This window comes from Agrobacterium sp. fls2-241-TYG-188a, assembly GCF_030209845.1.
On record NZ_JARVRD010000001.1, the window covers coordinates 1,104,892 to 1,122,885 of the forward strand.

Below are 17,994 nucleotides of genomic sequence, written 5' to 3' on the forward strand. Positions count from 1 at the left end.
TCAGCTTCCTCCCAGATAGGCGGCCTGGACCTGCGCGTTGGCGCGAATATCCTCGGGCGCACCCGTCGCCAAAAGCCGCCCACCGTTCAGCACCGTGATGCGTTGCGCGAGCCGCATGACAACAGCCATATTGTGTTCGATCAGCAAGATCGTCGTATCCTTCGATATGGCTTCGACAAGATGGCAGAAGCGATCGATCTCGCCGTCAGAAAGCCCTTGGGTCGGCTCGTCAAGGATCATGAGTTTCGGCGCAAGCGCCAGACCCATCGCAACCTCAAGCAGCCTTTGGTGGCCATAGGCCAGCGTGCCCGCCTTGGCATCCGCCCGGTCCGCCAGGCCAACCTTCTCCAGCGCCGACAGGGCATGACGGGCGAGATCAACAGACTTCCAACCGAGCCAGCCCGCCCGTCGTTGCAAGGTATTCTGGGCCGCAAGCGCGACGTTATCGAACACGCTGAGCCGCGGAAATATACTGGTGATCTGAAACGTATAGGCGATGCCCTTGCGCACACGCTGATAGGCGGCATCGCCGGTGATGTCCTCTCCCATGAAGCTGATGCTTCCGGCGGTCGGCTCTATCCGACCGGACAGAAGTGAGACGAATGTTGTCTTGCCCGCACCATTGGGGCCGATCAGAGCATGAATTTCCCCGGCGGATATCTCGAAGTGCACGTCATCGACCGCTCTCAGCCCGCCAAAATGGCGGCTCAAGCCCTTTGTGGACAGCAGCGTCACGGAAGCCATGGCAGCCACCTTTCGCGGATCGAGCCGAGAATACCTTTCGGAAAGAAAAGAACAAGCAAGACCAGGGCAACACCCGCGACCAGCATGTAGGCGGAGGTGAGCTCACTTGCGATATCGATGATGTAGAACATCGACACGGTGCCGAGAATGGGCCCGAGCAACGTTCCCGCACCGCCCAGAAGGGTGAAGAGCAGCGCTTCGATCGAGTATTGGATCGAGCCGAAAGACGATCCGACATAGGCAAACAGCAGCGCGTAAGTCGCGCCTGCCATGGCGCAAAGCGTGCCGGACATTGTCAACGCGATGAGTTTCAGCCGGAATGTGTTGTAACCCAGCATGATCGCACGTGGCTCGTTCTCGCGCACCGCAATCAGCACCCGGCCCGCCGGGCTCGAAACAACGAGATATGTCATCAACAGGGTCAGGGACATGAGCGCAAATGCGATGTTGTAGCGCGTAATAGCATCGGTGAGATCGACGACATATCCGAAAAGCTCGAAGCCGCGCGCAGCCTGTGGCAACATCAGCCCCTCCTCACCACGCGTCCATTCCGAGAAATAGAGGCTGCCGAGATAGGCCACCTGCGAGAACATCAACGTCACGATCATGAAGGCGACACCGGTCGTTCGCAGGCAGATCAGTCCAATGACCAGCGAAACGAAGAAGCCGACACCAATCCCGGCAGCAAAGGCGGCAGGAACGCTCCAGTCGAGATGATAGGCTGCCAGGCCTGCGCCATAGAGGCCGCTTGAGAAAAACAGGGCGTGGCCGAGGCTTAAGAGTCCGGTGTAGCCGAACAGCAAATTGTATCCCATGGCAAAAATCGCAAGCACCATGATGCGCGTCATGGCGAGCTGATGATAATCAGGAAGCAAATATTTCAGGCTGAAGATCAGGGCGAGCACGAGGCAGTGCAAGGCGAAGATACGGGAGCGCGTTGCAGTTTTCATCGCTCTCTCGCTCCAAACAGGCCTTCGGGTTTGAACACCAGAACGAGTGCGACGAGGAGCGTCGAGATCATCTTTGCAAGGGTAGGCGAGAAGAAAACGGAGATGATGCCGTCGCTCAAACCAATAACCAGAGCGGCCACCACAGTTCCGCGTATACTGCCAAGCCCGCCAATGATGACGACGATGAATGAGAGCAGCAGCGGATCGAGCCCCATGAGATAATGGGCCTGACGGATCGGCACGATAAGCACCGCTGCGATGGCTGCAAGCATGGCACCTGCGGCAAAGACAAAGCCATAGACCCGATCGATTGGAATGCCGAAGCTCTGCGCCGTTTCCCGGTCATATTGGGTGGCGCGCATGATGAGGCCGATGCGTGTCCGGGTCAGAACATACCATACGGCAGTCAGCAGAACGCCCGCAGCGACAATGACGAAGAGATTATAGGCAGAGTAGCCGAACCAGGGCAGTTGCAGACGGTAATAGAAGGGTGCGGCAACCGGCCTTGCGTCCGGCCCATAGGTCAGAAGAACGGTTTGCTGGATGATGTAAAGCATGCCGATTGTGGCAACGATGGTCGACTCCGGATCATAGGAGAGCCTGCGCAGCACCAGCCGCTCTGCCGCAAAAGCAACAACACCGACGATGAGCGGGCTGAACAGCAATGCGAGAAAGAAACCGGCGGCGGGATGAAGGCCAATCATGGTGGTAATCCACCATGCCATAACCGCACCCAGCATATAGAATTCGCCATGCGCGACGTTGACGACACGCATCACGCCGAAAACCAGGGACAGGCCGAGCGCGGTCAAGGTCAGGACCGCCGCCTGCAAGAGCCCTTCCAGCGTGGCAAGTAACAGGAACGGGCCAAATGCCACGCGTTTTCCCTTCAATATTCTCAGGCGCTGGGATCAGACCCCCGCGCCTCATGCGTCGTCAGGTCAAAGCGACATCTTCGTATAATCCGCGGTGACCTCATATGCACCATCCTCGATGGATGTCTTGTGGACAACGCCCAGCTTTCCATCGGTGACCTTGGAAATATACTGGTGGCCATAGCATTGGTGGTTCTTGCCGTTGAACCGCTTGTCGCCTTGCGGATGATCGCGGCCTTCCGCAAATGTTTCAAGGGATTCCATGGCCTCGATGAAGGCTGGCGTGTCCTGCTGACCTCGATAACCGGCCTTTTCCATTGCCTGTTTGATGACGAACAGGCTCTCCCAAACGCCGAACATATGCGAATAGGTCGAGATGTCCTTGGGATCGGCAGCACTGGCGCCGTTCTCGTCAATTCCAACGGCGGCGCGATAGATCTTGTCCCACTGGCTCTGATCTTTCTGGGCGTAGCGCGGCATTCCTTCCCAGAAATATGTCCCGTCAAGGTAGGAAAGCTGTGGCGTCGCAAGATCAACGGCCTCGAGACTATCGATGAACCCGAAAATCTGCGGGCGCTGCGAGCCGTAGAACTGACCCAGCTCCGTAACAAAAGTCAGGACTGATGGTCCGACCATCACGTGATAGAGAACCTCCGTGTCGGAGGGAATGCGCGGCAGATAACGGGTAAAGGATGTTTCTGTCGGTGGAATGGCTATGAGTTCCAGAACCTCACCGCCGTGGGCTTTCAAGGCCGCAGAAAAGTAATCGCGGTGGTCATGCCCGAATGCGTAATCCGGGAATATCATCGTCGCCTTCTTGCCGAGATTTTGCGAAATCCATGGCGCCATGGCGGTGACCTGGCTGCGTACATCGGTGATGCAGGGCTGGAAGCAATAGCGGTTCAACTTCCCCGAGGCCACATGGAAGCCTTCGGAAACAACCACATAGGGCATTTTCAGCTCTCCCGCGCGTGGGGCAGACCCAATGACGACATGCGAAAAAAGCGTACCGAAGATGGCATCTACCTTGTGCTGTGCAGCGAATTTCTCCACCACCTCTGCACCGCGCTTGGCATCGGTCCCATCGTCTTCCACGATGATTTCCAGCGGACGGCCATTGATGCCGCCTTCGTCATTGATGATCTTGGCGGCGGCCTTGGCGACGCGCTCGTACCAGCGTCCGTAAGAAGCACCGATGCCGGTCCTGTGCAGTTGCAGTCCAAGCTTGACAGGTTGCGATGTCTGGGCCTGAGAGTAGCGCACGAAGCCCGGCGCCACACTGCTTGCAATCCCCGCCCCCGCAGCCGCTCCCAACGTCAGAAGCGTCGATCGGCGCGTGAGCCCAGTCTTGCGTGTCATCGTCTCATCAGCCATTTCATCCCCCACTCATGGACATCATGCCCAAATATGCTGCACAGCACCCTTGACACCAACTGCGCCAGCCAGAATCCAGAGGGCGTTTTATGCCGTGCATTGATCTTTGCGTAAATACGTGAACAACAGAAAACGAAAAAATAGTGGGGACAGATCAACGGGCTAAATCTTTGACCATGTGATTTAAAATCGAGATCGCGTAGATGTCTCGAGATTACAATTATAGAATTTTCAATATAGAGAGATTTTTGATCTGATTTCTTTGTTCAATTTTGGAGGGCACAGGCAAAAATGGGAGAGAAAACGTCGCAAACGCCACTAATTTTTCGCATAAAAGCGACATTTCAGCGACTTTGCTTCGCGCCTCGCAATTTTGGATACTTGACGTTGCTTATCGCAACATCTGCAGGTAGCACGCAGGCCTTTGCCCACGGCGCAGAGCGTGGATTGATCATGCTCCTTCCGACACAGTTCTATCTCGCCGGTGGAGGACTTGCGGTCCTCCTCTCCTTCCTGCTTTTGACGGTCGCTCCGACACGCTGGTTTGCCGAGCTGCCGCGAAAGACATTCTCGGTGGCACAATCCCTCAGTGTCCCAAAGGCGCCTCTCAGCCTTTTATCATTCGCCATTCTTGGGGTGAGCGTGGTGGCCGGATTTCTCTCGGTCGATGATCCCTTGAGCAACCCGTTGCCGCTTTTGATCTGGACGGTGGGCTGGGTAGGGTTGACGATGCTGCAGGCAATCCTCGGCAATCTCTGGCCATGGCTCAACCCGTGGACCGGTGTCCTTTCGGCACTCCGCAGGGTGTCGGGAACAGCGGTGGGCCGCGAGCCGATCATGGCGTTGCCATCGGCCATCGGCTACGTTCCCGCCATTCTCCAGTTCTCGGGTTTTGCATGGTTCGAGCTCGTCTCGATTGCGCCGGAGGACCCGACCCGGCTGGCAATGGCGGTTTCGAGCTACTGGGCGATCAACTTTGCAGCGATGATCGTTTTCGGTGAGCGGGCATGGATGCGCGTCGGCGAGCCGTTTTCCATCTTCTTTCGGATGATTGGCTTGTTCTCAGTCTTCAGCATCACGACTGATGGGCACCGCAAAAGCTTTTCAATCGGCTGGCCCGGAGCCAGATGTCTCAGTGCCGAAACGCTTCCGCTGTCCGGCACAATTTTCATTCTGCTCACACTTGGCACCGCAACATTCGACGGATTTTCCGAGACATTCACCTGGCTCGGTTTCATCGATGTCAACCCGCTTGAATTCCCCGGAAGAAGCGGCGTGATGATTGCCAATTCATTTGGCCTGCTCATCACTCCCATCGTGTTAATGCTGGTCTTCTACCTCAGCGTCGCCGCCGGCTTGTACCTTGCGGGCAAGGGTTGGAGTGAGCTCCAGGACCTTGCCGGTCGCCTTGTCTATTCGATCGTGCCTATTTCGATTGCGTTCCACTGCGCGCATTATCTCACGCAACTCCTGATCAACGGCCAGTATCTGATGGTCGTGATCTCAGATCCCTTTGCCCTTGGCTGGGACCTCTTCGGCACCGTCGACATGCATGTGACCGCGTCCTTCCTGCAGAATCTGGAAGGTGTTCGCATCATCTGGGCTGCACAAACACTCATTATCGTGATGGGACATGTCGCAGGCATTGTCGTCGCACACGCGATCGCCGCGGACGCCTTTCGCAGCTCAAAAGTGGCCGCACGGTCACAGATATTTCTTGCAGTCGCGATGGTCATCTACACGGTTTTCGGCCTGTGGTTACTGTCCACACCATCCGTTGGCTAATGTTTGACCACGGCTCTAACCCTTGATTTTTCACAGGTGCCGCGACCCCATTTATCTCATTTTCGACACAAACATCACGGGCTTCGCTGGTACAGTATTGGCACCAGCAAATGTCTTGGATGGCAGTGTCAACGGGGGAAATTCGATGGCCAGATCAATCTTGAATGCACTCGGCAAACCGCTTTATTACAGCGATACGTCCACCGGGTTTTTCTCCGCAACAGGCTCCGGACCAACCCTCTATGGTACCGCCAAAAACGACTCCATGTGGGGTGACAGCAGCGTCAATGTCACCATGCGCGGCGGCACCGGAGATGACATTTACTACCTCTATTCCACCATCAATCGCGCGGCCGAGTCGGCTGGCGAAGGTGTCGATACCATCAACACATGGATGGGCTACACGCTTCCCGACAATTTTGAGAACCTCATCGTCACCGGTGACGGGCGAAACGCCTTCGGAAATTCCATCGACAACATCATCAGCGGCGGGTCCGGCAAGCAGACGATAGACGGCGGCGCGGGCAATGACGTGCTGACGGGCGCGGGCGGGGCAGATACTTTTGTCTTCGCCAAGGGTAACGGTACGGATCTCGTCACGGATTTCGGTTCCGACGACATCATTCGGCTCGATGGTTACGGCGTCACGTCGTTCGACAATCTGATATCTGCGTCCACCCAGAAGGGCGCTGATCTGTGGCTGAACTTCGACAATGGCGAAAGTGTCGTGCTGGCAAACACGACGGCGGACGACCTGAACGCTGATCAGTTTCGGCTATCCCTCGATCGGTCTCAACTCACCTCAACTTTTTCGGATGAGTTCAACTCCCTGTCGCTGCGCAACGGCCAGACGGGCGTATGGGAACCGAAGTTCTGGTGGGCCGGAAACGAGGGCGGCAGCCTTCATTCCAACTCCGAACAACAGTGGTACATAAACCCTGCCTATCAGCCCACCTCGTCAGTCAATCCGTTCTCCGTCCAGAACGGCGTTCTGACCATCAAGGCCGCCCCTACCCCGGATTCAATCTCGGACGCAGTCAACGGCTATGACTATACGTCCGGTATGCTGACTACGCATGCATCCTTTTCCCAGACCTATGGCTACTTTGAAATTCGCGCCGATATGCCCAGCGACCAGGGCACCTGGCCAGCCTTCTGGCTGCTGCCGACGGATGGAACATGGCCGCCGGAGCTCGATGTCATCGAGATGCGTGGTCAGAATCCAAACTCGCTGATCCTTTCGGCGCACTCGAACGCAACCGGCCAGCAAACCTCCAGCATCAACAACGTCAACGTCTCAAGCACCGAGGGATTCCACAAATACGGGCTTCTCTGGGAGGCAGACCATATTACCTGGTATTTCGACGACGTCGCGATAGCTCAGATAGACACGCCTGCCGACATGCATGATCCCATGTATATGATCGTCAACCTTGCCGTAGGCGGCATAGCGGGGACGCCTGCAAATGGGCTGCCAAATGGTTCCGAAATGAAGATCGATTACATCCATGCCTACTCGATCAACGACCCGGATGTCGCGGCATTAAGCCAGCAAGTTCCTGCGGATAACCTGCTCGTCTGACAATTACGCAGGGCTTTTCCCCGCTTCTCAGGTGCCCACCTAACCGGTGGGCATCGCTTTTAAAGAAGCTTCGGCATAGTGCGCCTTTTTCACCTCATACATGCTCATGTCCGCCCTGCGCACCATCGCCTCTAGTGTTTCTCCCGGCTCACTGGTTGCCACACCGATAGAAATCCCGAGTGGCGACGCTGAATAGAACTGGTTGTTGATCTTCAACAGTTCGTAGATGGTTTCCACCAGATTGGCGGCCACCTGTTTGTCAGCGCCAGGCATTAAAATAGCAAATTCATCGCCGCCGATCCGCGCCGCGCTGTTGGGCGAGGCTACCACGCCGTTGAGAACCTCTCCAAGCCGCCGCAACAACTTGTCGCCCGCATCGTGGCCAAGCGTATCGTTGGCAACCTTCAGGCCATTCAAATCGATGATGATCGCGGAGACGGGTCGCAGGCTCTTGCGCTCAAGCCGGTTCAACTCGTCGGTGTAGAATGCCCTGTTATAAAGCTTGGTCAAAACATCATGCTTGCCCAGATATTCGAGATATGCCTCGGCCTTCTTGCGCGCCGTGATGTCCGTTAGCGCGACCTGCACAAGCGACCAGTCCTGCTCGTGGCCCGGAAAGACGGAGAATTGCAAAAGGACGTGACGTTCCGTCCCGTCGAGCGCGTAGTTGATGACCTCACGCTGATGGAAAAGATTTCCGTTCCAGAGATCGATCAGTTGTTCGCGAAATGGCTTGTCCATTTCATCGCGGAAGACATCACGCAACCGACGCAGCAAGGTTTGCTCATCGGGAGCACAAAAGAGATCGAGGGTCGCCTTGTTGACTTCGATCACCCGGATTTCGCTCATGCATTGAAGCACGAATTCGGGGTGAACATCCATGAAGACCCGGAAGTCGACGATGCCACCGTCCTTCAGGTCATCGATCATCCGTTTGATACGGCTAAAGTCCTCGACCCATAGCGACACCGGGGAATGTTTGAACATGCTCTCGGCATATCGGCGGTTGCTCTGCTCAAGCCTTCTCGCCTCTTCGCGCTCCGTGACATCTTCAGTGGTAATGAGGATACGCTCAAAGGTCTCCTCATGGCCGGGCAGGATGACGCCGCGCAGCTGAATGTCGAGGCGCTGGCCACTTAGGGAATAGTTGACCGCATGGCTGGAAAAGCGCGCCTTACCCTCCCACAGTGCTTCCAGTTCGGTGATATGGCCTTCCAGCATATCATCACGAAATATGCGATCCATATTCGAGAGCAGATGGTCAAAATCCCGGGCAGCGAAGAGTTCGAGGGTTTTTTCGTTTACGCTGAGCACTCGTATCTTCTGCGAACATTCCTGCACACGGGAAAGGTCTTCGCGCAGGTAACTTCGGATATCGGTAATGCCCTGTCCGCGCCAGATATCGAACTGCCGCTTCACGCCGGAAAAATCTTCGATCCACATTGCCACGGGCGCGAGGTTGAAAACATCTGCTTCGAAAGTTTCAGGCATAGTGTCGATCTCCGCTAAGCGGTCCTGGAAGATTGTTTGCGCGCGGTTATTCGCGCAAAACTTTGGCCGACAACCTCACTCCCCGAATTAAAGATTTCGCTAATTTCCGCCCGGAGTGGAAAGCAATATGGGGCGTCTAGAGGCCTGGTCACCACAATTTCACATGACGATTTACATCCTTGTAAAGCAGATACCGGAAGCGGCCGGGCCCACCTGCGTAACATGCCTGCGGGCAGAAGGCGCGAAGCCACATGAAGTCACCCGCTTCAACTTCAACCCAATCATTGTTCAAACGATAGACCGCTTTGCCTTCCAACACAAAAAGCCCGTGCTCCATCACGTGGGTTTCCATGAAAGGGATTGTCGCGCCCGGCTCAAAGGTGACGATATTGAGATGCATGTCATAGCGTCCATCCGCCGGGTCTATGAAACGCGTCGTCGCCCATTTTCCGCCTGTGTCGGGCATGGCCGACAATTCATGCTCATCCTCATGCGTGAAGATCGCCGGGGGCAACTCAAGGCCGTCAACGACATCGAAAACCTTCCGCACCCAATGAAACTTGGCCGGCACCGTACCTTCGCCGCGAAGGCTCCAGGCCTCGCCCGCAGGAATATAGGCAAATGAACCGGCCCGCAGCGCATGGCGCTTGCCCGCGTGTTCGATACTCATCTCGCCGTCGACGACGAAAATAGCGGCTTGCGCACGCGCGTCCGGTTCGGGCCTGTCACTTCCTCCGCCTGGCAGAACTTCCATGACATATTGGGCAAATGTCTCGGAAAAGCCGGTCATCGGGCGCGAAATGATCCAGGCTCGCGTTTCGCGCCAGTGCGGCAGAACACTGGTCACGATGTCGGACATGACCCGCTTTGGTATAACGGCATAGGCGGTCGTAAAGGTCGCCTTGCTGGATAGAAGTTCAGTTTGGCCAGGAAGGCCGCCGAAGTCAGAATAATAACGCTTGTTTTCCATGTCCGCGCTCCAAAGCCATGCTATCTCCCAAGTTTCCTTAGAGTGTTTCGAGCGTCATGGGAATCGCGATTTAAGCGGGCGCCGTCACGCCGCCATCAAAGGCGGCGTGACGTCTGGGTAAAGGACGTCACGCCTTTTTGCGAATGACGCCATAGACGATGTTGCGGTTCTCGCCGAAGAAGACCTCGGCCTCGAACGCTTCCGGATCGATGCTGGCATTGATGATGCGCCACATGTCTTCCTCGGTGCGCAGCAACAGAGCCCAGTTCATGAAGGATTCCATGTAGCCGTCAACGCCGATATCCTGCGAGAAATTGGCAAAGAGGAAAGTACCGCCGGGCTTGAGCATGTCCAGGCAACGCTGGGTCAGCTTGATCGAGACCTTGTCGACCAGATAGTCATACAGACCTGCAGCATAGACAAAATCGAACGTGCCAAGCTGCTGGCGACCAGACAGAATGCCACGCACCGAGCCATCGACGGCCTCGATGCAGGTGCCGGCAAAGTCGCGTGTGATGGCGCCGACGCTCAGAGGGTCCTGATCAAGAGCAACCCAACGCCTGATCTTGCCCTTGGCCAGCGCAACAGAACGATTTGCCTCGCGCAGATGCCCGGCTGCGATGGTCAGAATTTCTGCGTCATTCCCGACGGAAGCTGCGATCTGATCGACATATTTCGTCAATATGTCGCGGCGCTCCCGCACGGCCACCGAGGATGAAGCATCTTTCGTGTATTCATACAGTGCCATACCAAGTGGCGATGCGGCAGCGATACGATCCTGAACACTCTCGTGACCATAGATGAAATCTAGCAATTGCGCATCGCCCGAGTATCCGCGAGGCTTCTCGAAAGACCACAGCGTGAAGGGGTCCTGCAGGAAGTAGTCCGAGACCTCATGGTCCTGAATGATAGGAATGATCTCCCGCCACACTCCTGAGTGGTATTTCTCTCTGAGAAAATGGAGCTGGCCAGCAACGTTATGGATGATATCCTGCGGCGCCCTGCCGTTTACGAATTGCTGATGTGCCAAATTGAGAACCAGCGAGACGTCTGCCTGCGCAAGCAAAAATTTCTCTTCAAAATTGCTCGCTCTTGTGTCGAATATTTCGTCCGAGATAGTCTCTGGGGTAATGAGACTTTCACCATCAAAGTTTGCAGTAGCAAGTTGGGACATATATCGCTCCTGATTAACACTATGTTAACTTTGTGTTAATTCATCTGCGACCAGTGCAGGAGTCAATCTACGAAAAGCCGTGAAAACATGCTTTTTTCGAAAACCTTTTATTAAGGTAAATCTAAAGTCAGTTGTAGTTTTTTGGCGATTTAAAGAAACTTAATAGGAATGCTTATATTGTTACCATGATTGCAACCTGAACTTGAGTCTGACAGATGAGAGAACCGGAAGTAAAACAGCAGAATTTAGCAATAACTTCTGCAAGTCTCGATCCGATAAACTTGCAACATTATTGCAACCTATGGAAAAGTGCATGACGCACACTTTAGCAGATACGGCAGGACTTGACTTGCATCAGGAAGCGTCGCCGCAGCGATCCAAGGACGCTTTGCGGACTCTTTTCCTGGAAGAGGCTGACGTCCAGCGACGCAAAGCCATAAGGCAAGGCTTATGGCTGGCGGTCCCCATCTACCTGATGTTTTCGCTGATGGATATTTTGCTGGTGCCAGATGTTGCACCACACACGATGTTCGCGCGGTTTGTCGTCAGTATCTGCGCCCTTCTGACACTGGAAATGCAAATCCGGGCTGGTGCCAAAACGAACCAGTTGGACATTGCCTGTGCCACGGCATTGATATGCAGTTATGTCGGTTGGCTCATGCCGGCGATGATGACATCCTATGCCACCAACATGTCCTATTACATGGTGTTCGGCGCGATGTTCATGATGGGCGCCAACCTGTTTTTTACCTTCAATTTCAGCCTGTCCATATTTACGTCCAGCCTGGTCTTGCTGACTTATTTCGTGGCGCTCAGCTATTTCCATCAGGACATCTATTATCAGATCGCCTTCGGCACCTTCTATTTCTCGTGCTTTGTCTTCACCAGCTATGTGAACTTTAGACTGAACCGTGAACGCTATCACGTGTTCCTCAACGCGATCGAGGCTAAGGTGCAACAACGCCAGGCGGAAGAGCGCGGCGTGGCCTTGCTGCGGCTGTCCAACACCGATCCTTTGACCGGCCTTGAAAATCGAAGGGCAATCGACGGACGCCTGCGGCATTTGTGGGACGAATGGACCGAGAAAGAGCGGAACTTCGCAGTCTTCCTCATCGATGTCGATTTCTTCAAAAAGTATAACGACTTCTATGGCCATCAGGAAGGCGACCGCTGCCTGGTGCAGGTGGCGCAAACGCTTCAGGACAGTATGAGCCGTTTCGACGCGGTCATCGGTCGCTACGGTGGCGAGGAGTTCATAGCCCTGGCGCGGTTCACCACCGCCCGAGACATTGAAGAAATCGCCGAAACGATGCGGCAGACAGTCCAAGACCTTTCACTGACACATGAAAGGCGAAGAGATGGGACGTCTGTCATAACCGTCAGCGTCGGCGTCTCCTATACGCGTCCGCACCCGGATGCGAAGCTGGAACGCCTCATCAATGAAGCGGACCGCGCGCTTTATCTTGCCAAGGCAAATGGCCGGAACACTGTCAAACTATTCGACCCGAACGACCCGAATAACAGCGACGACACCGAGAATGTCGCGGCGCTGCTGAATATAGCAATCGCCCAGAACCTCGTATCTCTGGTTTATCAGCCGATAAAGACACTTTCGACCGACAGGGCCACAGGGCTAGAGGCACTCATGCGGTTGCGACTTCTGGACGGCACACTTGTTCCTCCCAGCATCTTCATTCCCATCGCCGAACGGACCGGGGTGATCACCGATCTTGGCCTGTGGGCAATCCGCACGGTGTGCCAACAGGTTCTAAGCTGCGAAGAAACCTCCGTCGTCAGCGTCAACGTTTCCCCAATTCAACTGAAATGCCCCGGCTTCGCTACATCGGTCGCCGCCATTCTCGGTGAAATGGGAGTGGCTGGAGGACGACTGGCCCTTGAGATCACCGAGGGCCTTGAGGTCGACATGAACTCCGACGTTCTTCGCTGCATCAGCGATCTGAAAACACTGGGCGTCAAAATCTGGCTCGACGATTTCGGCACCGGCTTTGCCGGGCTGTCCTGGCTGCGGCTGGTTGAGTTCGATACCGTCAAGATCGACAAGTCGTTCCTGCATGATGCCTGCACACCTCGCGGCAAGGCGATGTTGAGCGATATTGTCGACCTGATCCGCAACCGCGGCCACAAGATCCTCGTTGAAGGTGTCGAAACCGCGGAGCAGATGGAATTGCTTAAGGAACTTCGCATCGATCAGGTTCAGGGCTATTACGTAGGTCGTCCTGCCGCCATCGAAAAGTTGAAACGCAACAGGGTGCCCTATCTGCCGCGCACGGGTCTCATCCGCCCGATCTGATCCGGCAAGAGAGTGCCAGATGCACAAAACCCGGCGATGACCTCGCCGGGTTTTTGAATTTCTGCAGGCAACTTGAACGACAGGGTGTTGCTATAGCGTGTCCAAATAACGAGGAGACACCCTAGTCGACAGCGCCCGGTACCTCACACACATCACGTTCACCCATGATGATCGATCGTTTGCCGACGTGATTGGCAGGGCCCACAATGCCTTCCTGTTCCATGCGCTCAACCAGCGAGGCAGCGCGGTTATAGCCGATCGAAAGGCGACGCTGGATATAGGAGGTCGAGCACTTCTTGTCGCGCAGCACAACCTTGACCGCCTTCTCGTACAGGTCAGCGGTATCGTCCTCACCCATGGCTGATTTGTCGAAGACAGCTGTGTCCTCTTCTTCAGCATCATCGGCTTCATCTGCGTCTTCCGTGACGGTGCCGAGATATTCAGGACGGCCTTGCGTCTTCAGATGTGCAACGACCTTCTCGACCTCTTCGTCCGATACGAACGGTCCATGCACACGCGCTATGCGGCCGCCTCCAACCATGTGGAGCATGTCGCCCTGGCCCAGAAGATGCTCGGCACCCTGTTCGCCAAGGATGGTTCGGCTGTCGATCTTCGACGTGACCTGAAACGAAATGCGCGTCGGGAAGTTGGCCTTGATGGTGCCGGTGATGACATCCACCGATGGGCGCTGTGTGGCCATGATGAGGTGAATACCCGCAGCACGCGCCATTTGAGCCAGGCGCTGGATTGCGCCCTCGATCTCCTTGCCCGCGACCATCATAAGGTCGGCCATCTCGTCGACGATCACGACGATATATGGCATCGCCGTCAGGTCCATTTCTTCCTGCTCGTAGACCGCCTCTCCCGTTGCACGATCAAAGCCGGTCTGGACGTTGCACATGACGGTTTCGCCCTTGGCGCGCGCCGATGCTGCACGGGCATTGTAGCCATCGATATTGCGCACACCCAGACGCGACATCTTGCGATAGCGGTCTTCCATCTCGCGAACCGCCCATTTCAGCGCCATGACGGCCTTCTTGGGATCGGTCACGACTGGCGTCAGCAGATGCGGAATTCCATCATAGACAGACAGTTCCAGCATCTTAGGATCAACCATGATGAGCCGGCACTCTTCCGGCTTCAGCCGGTAAAGCAAAGACAGGATCATCGTGTTGATCGCGACGGATTTGCCGGAGCCGGTGGTACCGGCAACAAGAAGGTGCGGCATCTTTGCCAGCTCGGCGACAACGGGCTCGCCACCAATTGTCTTGCCGAGGCAAAGCGCAAGCTTCATCCGCGTTTCCGCGTAATCGGGCGACTCGATCAGTTCACGGAAATAAACCGTTTCCCGAACCGGGTTCGGCAGTTCGATGCCGATGACGTTGCGGCCCGGCACGACAGCCACGCGGGCAGAAAGTGCAGACATCGAGCGGGCAATATCGTCCGACAGGCCGATAACGCGGGACGACTTGACGCCGGGGGCAGGCTCGAACTCGTAAAGCGTCACGACAGGGCCAGGGCGAACATCGATGATCTCGCCCTTGATGCCAAAGTCTTCCAGAACACTTTCCAGCAGACCTGCGCTCTGCTCCAGTGCTTCCGGCGTCATTGTTGTCGTCTGCAGAACCTGCGGCTGTTGCAGAAGATCGATTGGTGGATATTCGTATTCGCCGTCGCTGAACACCGGCGCATCCAGAAACATCGGCTGATTGTTGTTGCGCGCGACCGTGCGCATTTCCCGTCGCGGCTCTATTACGGCAGCGGGTTGAACCACTGGCACGACAGGCTGCTCGGCTGGGACGGCCACGACCTGGGCCGGTTCTTCCACAGAGGTTTCGACATGGTGCGCTTCAGGCTGGGCGCTATCCGCCTCGGGAACGGCGCGGACCTCTACCTGCCGGTAGAGCGAAACGGGTGAATCAACTGATCTCGCAAAGACCGGCTTTTCGATGGTTGGTGGCAACTGGCGAATGACCTGGACCGGTTGCGGCCGGGGGGTGACTTTCGCCTGGGCGGGAGCTGGCTGTACTGGAGCGGCAGCCGCCACGCTGCTGGCCTTGATGCGGGCCAGTTCGGCAAGCCGCATCGGGCGCGAAGGCGGCAAAATGGCGTCGCCCATATCGAGGCTCATGGCCTCCCAGAACATTTCATCCGACAATGCATCGGCAAAGGCGGGAACATCAAGCCTGGCCTGAACCGAAGCGCCTTGAGTATCGGGGAAGCAGGCAACATCGATCTGTTCGTCAGACGACGCGGCAGAGGATGGAGAGTCTTCAACAGTCGTCACCGCGTCAGCCGGAGCGGAGGCTTCCTGCTGTTGCTTCAAGGCAAGTTCGCGCCGCAAACGATATGTAAGCGCAAGCGCACCCGTCGCTCCTGGAGGTTGGGGAAGCACGGCTGGTTTTGCAATGCGGCGCTCTTCCTCTGTCAGCTTGGGCGCGGCAGGGCGATCGCTCTCCGGCCTGGCAGCGTGCGAGGGAGCGAATACCGCCTCATCCCCATCCGGTTTGGGGGAGGTCGCAGCTGTCGCCTGTTTTCCGGCAACGATATTTTGCGGAGTACGCGTAAACCGCACATTGGGGCCGAGAACAAAGGCGTTCTGCCACAGGGGCATCTCGTCGCGACCCTCGATAGCATTCGCAGCAATCTGATCAGCGTTACGACCCATAACGGCACGCTGGTCTGGCGTTAACGGAATCATTCCGCTGGCCCCATTTTGCGTTGCCTGCGGCTCCGCATCGGGCTGCTTCTGTCCCCTCTCTTCTATCGTATTGACGGAATTATTTAAATTCGAACGGGGAAAACGCATCACAGCCTGTACACTCATCATAAACGGACATTTGGCACAGCAAATGAGATAGAAAATAAAGGTTAATCACATATTGCCAAGAGCCTCCCAAAAGCCAATTTTAACAATCTTAATCTTCGCTGTGTCCCGTCAGACACGCTTTTCTAAAATGAGCTGAATCGGGAAAAACCCCTTTAAAGCCAGTGTTTTCCCAACTTAGAACTCGTTTTCCACGCAGACCCCGCGCCATTTTGTCCGAGGATCAAATTCTTTCCACAGGACTGAGCACTGCAGGCTTTACAACTAACATGTTAATGTCGTATCAAGCGTTTGTCAGTTTTGGAGGAGCAGGCAATTGACTGGTAAATTCGGCCTATCGGCAGCACTTACGACACCATTTTCGCAGGATGGAGCGGTCGAGATTCCGACCATGATCGCTCAGGCCAAGCGTTCGCTGGCCGCGGGCTGCGATAGCGTTACCCTTTTCGGCACCACTGGCGAAGGCAGTTCGATTGGCTCGAGAGAGCGGACCGAGATCCTTTCAGCTTTTCTGAATGCGGGTATTGCTGCCAACAAGCTGGTCACAGGCGTGCTGGTGGATTCGGCACAGGATGCGGCAGACCAGGCGGGCGAAGCTCTCAAAGCCGGGGCGCGCAACATCCTTCTTGCACCTCCGTCCTATTTTAAGAACGTTAGTGATGAAGGGCTGTTTCAGTGGTTCTCATCCGTATTCCATCAGCTTGGCGATACCGGCCGGGACATTCTGGTTTATAATATTCCGTCCGTTACGGCGGTGGGACTTTCGGTAGAACTCATCGGCCGCCTGCGCCACGCCTTTCCGGGCGTCGTCACAGGCGTAAAGGACTCCTCAGGCGATTGGCCCTATACGCAGCGCCTGCTTTCCGAGCATCGGGATCTCGTCATTCTGATTGGCGATGAACGGCATCTGGCACAGGGCGTTCGCCTTGGCGGACAGGGCGCGATTTCCGGCTGCGCCAACTTCCTGCCACAGGAGGTTCGGGCCATGGCGGTGGATGGCCTGGATGACAATCGGATCGTGGATCTGGTTGCAGAGCTCCTCAAGAACCCCGTGACACCGGCGGTCAAGGTTCTGGTTTCGCACGTCACGGGGGAAACAATCTGGCACACGGTGCGCCCTCCCCTGGTTTCCATTTCCGCTGAAAATTGTAAGAAGCTTCAGGCCGCATTCGATACTTTATTCAACAGGCAGGCGGCCTGAAAAGGGTTTTTCATGGACGAGACTGGCGAGCAGACGACATTGCGGGAAAAGGCGTATGAGAGTTTTACGCATCACCTGCTTGCGCGCGATGTTCGCCCCGGCCAGTTCATATCCCAACGTCGTCTGGTGGAATTGACCGGGCTCCCGCTAGGGGCAATTCGTGAGGCCATACCACGGCTGGAAGCGGATGGGTTGATCAAGACCGTTCCCCAGCGCGGTCTTCAGGTCGCCCATATCGATATCAACCTGATCCGCGAAGCGTTTCAGTTTCGTATTTTCCTGGAAAAGGAAGCCGTTGCGATTTTTACCCGCACGGCTTCCGATGACACGATTGCAGAGATGATCTCCAATCACCGCAACATTGCCGAGGCCGCGCAAAGCGGAACGACATCGCCGGAACTGGATGCAAGAGCGCAGGCTATCGATTGGGGAATGCATGATGCCTTTATCGATTCACTTGGAAATTCCATCATTTCGAATGCCTACCGGGTAAATTCCATCAAAATGCGGCTGATCAACCAGGAGCGGTTTCGAATTGCAGGTCACGTCAAGTCGGTCATGGCCGAGCATCTGACCATTCTGGAAGCCATCGAGCAACGCTTGCCCGAGGAGGCGGCCGAAAGGCTGGTCGCCCATATCAGAAATGCGAGGGACAGGGCTCTCGCGGTCTAAAAAACAATCGGCCGGGGGTGAGGAGATTTTCGGCCACA

General features: G+C 55.8%; 13 protein-coding genes. 5 read left to right on the forward strand and 8 right to left on the reverse strand.

What is annotated here, in order from left to right; all coding sequences use genetic code 11:
• From QRN85_RS04755 to QRN85_RS04770, 4 genes are all read right to left on the reverse strand, one after another.
• Positions 1-744, reverse strand: coding sequence for an ABC transporter ATP-binding protein (locus tag QRN85_RS04755; protein ID WP_284757068.1), 744 nt, complete (start codon positions 742-744; stop codon positions 1-3).
• Positions 732-1,694: a branched-chain amino acid ABC transporter permease gene (locus QRN85_RS04760; RefSeq protein ID WP_284757067.1), complete on the reverse strand. Its 963-nt coding sequence runs from the start codon at positions 1,692-1,694 to the stop codon at positions 732-734. Before QRN85_RS04760 ends, QRN85_RS04755 begins: the two co-directional genes overlap by 13 nt.
• A complete protein-coding gene (locus QRN85_RS04765; protein ID WP_284757066.1) occupies positions 1,691-2,572 on the reverse strand; it encodes a branched-chain amino acid ABC transporter permease in 882 nt (293 codons plus the stop codon). The genes QRN85_RS04760 and QRN85_RS04765 overlap by 4 nt, the downstream gene beginning before the upstream one ends.
• Positions 2,573-2,635: 63 nt before the next feature.
• On the reverse strand, positions 2,636-3,943 hold the full coding sequence (locus QRN85_RS04770; RefSeq protein WP_284757065.1) for an ABC transporter substrate-binding protein: 1,308 nt from the start codon (positions 3,941-3,943) through the stop codon (positions 2,636-2,638).
• A 453-nt stretch (positions 3,944-4,396) separates the two neighbouring features.
• Between QRN85_RS04770 and QRN85_RS04775 the strand changes: the two genes are divergently transcribed.
• Positions 4,397-5,728, forward strand: coding sequence for a hypothetical protein (locus QRN85_RS04775; RefSeq protein ID WP_284757064.1), 1,332 nt, complete (start codon positions 4,397-4,399; stop codon positions 5,726-5,728).
• Positions 5,729-5,873: 145 nt separating this feature from the next.
• Entirely contained in the window at positions 5,874-7,310 is a 1,437-nt protein-coding gene (gene eglC, locus QRN85_RS04780; protein WP_284757063.1) for an endo-1,3-1,4-beta-glycanase EglC, read from the forward strand.
• 39 nt (positions 7,311-7,349) lie between these two features.
• Here eglC and QRN85_RS04785 read toward each other — a convergent pair whose 3' ends face one another.
• The 3 genes from QRN85_RS04785 to QRN85_RS04795 form a co-directional block, all read right to left on the reverse strand.
• Positions 7,350-8,801, reverse strand: a complete 1,452-nt coding sequence (locus tag QRN85_RS04785; RefSeq protein ID WP_284757062.1) for a sensor domain-containing diguanylate cyclase — start codon at positions 8,799-8,801, stop codon at positions 7,350-7,352.
• Positions 8,802-8,949: 148 nt separating this feature from the next.
• A complete protein-coding gene (locus QRN85_RS04790; RefSeq protein WP_284757061.1) occupies positions 8,950-9,771 on the reverse strand; it encodes a bifunctional allantoicase/(S)-ureidoglycine aminohydrolase in 822 nt (273 codons plus the stop codon).
• 127 nt (positions 9,772-9,898) lie between these two features.
• Positions 9,899-10,945, reverse strand: a complete 1,047-nt coding sequence (locus QRN85_RS04795) for a class I SAM-dependent methyltransferase (protein WP_284757060.1) — start codon at positions 10,943-10,945, stop codon at positions 9,899-9,901.
• Positions 10,946-11,258: 313 nt separating this feature from the next.
• Here QRN85_RS04795 and QRN85_RS04800 point away from each other — a divergent pair, with 313 nt between their 5' ends.
• Positions 11,259-13,256, forward strand: coding sequence for a putative bifunctional diguanylate cyclase/phosphodiesterase (locus QRN85_RS04800; RefSeq protein WP_284757059.1), 1,998 nt, complete (start codon positions 11,259-11,261; stop codon positions 13,254-13,256).
• A 121-nt stretch (positions 13,257-13,377) separates the two neighbouring features.
• Here QRN85_RS04800 and QRN85_RS04805 read toward each other — a convergent pair whose 3' ends face one another.
• Positions 13,378-15,957, reverse strand: a complete 2,580-nt coding sequence (locus QRN85_RS04805) for a DNA translocase FtsK (protein WP_502870744.1) — start codon at positions 15,955-15,957, stop codon at positions 13,378-13,380.
• Between the two features lie 442 nt (positions 15,958-16,399).
• On the opposite strand from QRN85_RS04805, the gene QRN85_RS04810 reads away from it, so the two are divergent.
• Positions 16,400-17,284, forward strand: a complete 885-nt coding sequence (locus tag QRN85_RS04810; RefSeq protein WP_284757057.1) for a dihydrodipicolinate synthase family protein — start codon at positions 16,400-16,402, stop codon at positions 17,282-17,284.
• 12 nt (positions 17,285-17,296) lie between these two features.
• Positions 17,297-17,956 carry a GntR family transcriptional regulator gene (locus QRN85_RS04815; RefSeq protein WP_062588205.1) on the forward strand — a complete coding sequence of 220 codons (660 nt, stop codon included), beginning with the start codon at positions 17,297-17,299 and terminating at the stop codon, positions 17,954-17,956.
• Positions 17,957-17,994 lie beyond the last annotated feature (38 nt).